Raw genomic sequence first — 588 nt, 5'->3', positions numbered from 1 at the left:
GCAGTACAGGGAGTCCAGTACTGTAACCGCCTGTTTGCCATAGAGGATTCCATTAACAAAAAATATCCCGGTGATTATGAAAAGCGTAAGCAGCTGCGTCTCGAGAAGGAAAAACCTGTTCTGGAGGCTTTCTGGTCGTGGCTTGAGCAGCAAAAGCCAGTCCGGAATACCCGCATGGATAAAGCTGTGAATTATGTCCTTAACCGGAGGGAAACAGCAGAGATTTATCTGGAGGATGGCCGCTGCAGCTTCACAAACAATCTCAGCGAGAACGCGATCCGTCCATTTGCAGTCGGCCGGAAGAACTGGCTGTTCAGTGATTCTGTAGAAGGAGCCAATGCCAGTGCTGTAGTTTATACAATGGTTGAGATGGCAAAGGCGCATGAACTGAATGTTTACGGATATCTGAAATTTCTGCTGGACCATCGACCAACGAAAGAGATGACCGATGATCAGCTCGCAGAGCTTGCACCTTGGAGTGAAAAACTCCAATCTATCAAAAATCGCATGTGAATTATAGTGAATTACTCCAACTCGCAAAGGGCTGGGGTAATTTTATATCTGACCGCATCATTATTTGGCGGTTAC

General features: G+C 46.6%; 1 protein-coding gene. It reads left to right on the top strand.

From position 1 onward, the window contains the following. Window positions 1–513: IS66 family transposase (locus WMO25_RS18700; RefSeq protein WP_349086761.1), on the top strand; the 513-nt coding region annotated here is incomplete at its 5' end. Between the last annotated feature and the right edge of the window lie 75 nt (window positions 514–588).

It is taken from the genome of Coprococcus intestinihominis (assembly GCF_040096555.1).
GTDB lineage: Bacteria > Bacillota > Clostridia > Lachnospirales > Lachnospiraceae > Coprococcus_A > Coprococcus_A intestinihominis.
Note: the sequence above shows the minus strand (reverse complement) of the source record. Positions and strands in the feature narration are given on the sequence as shown.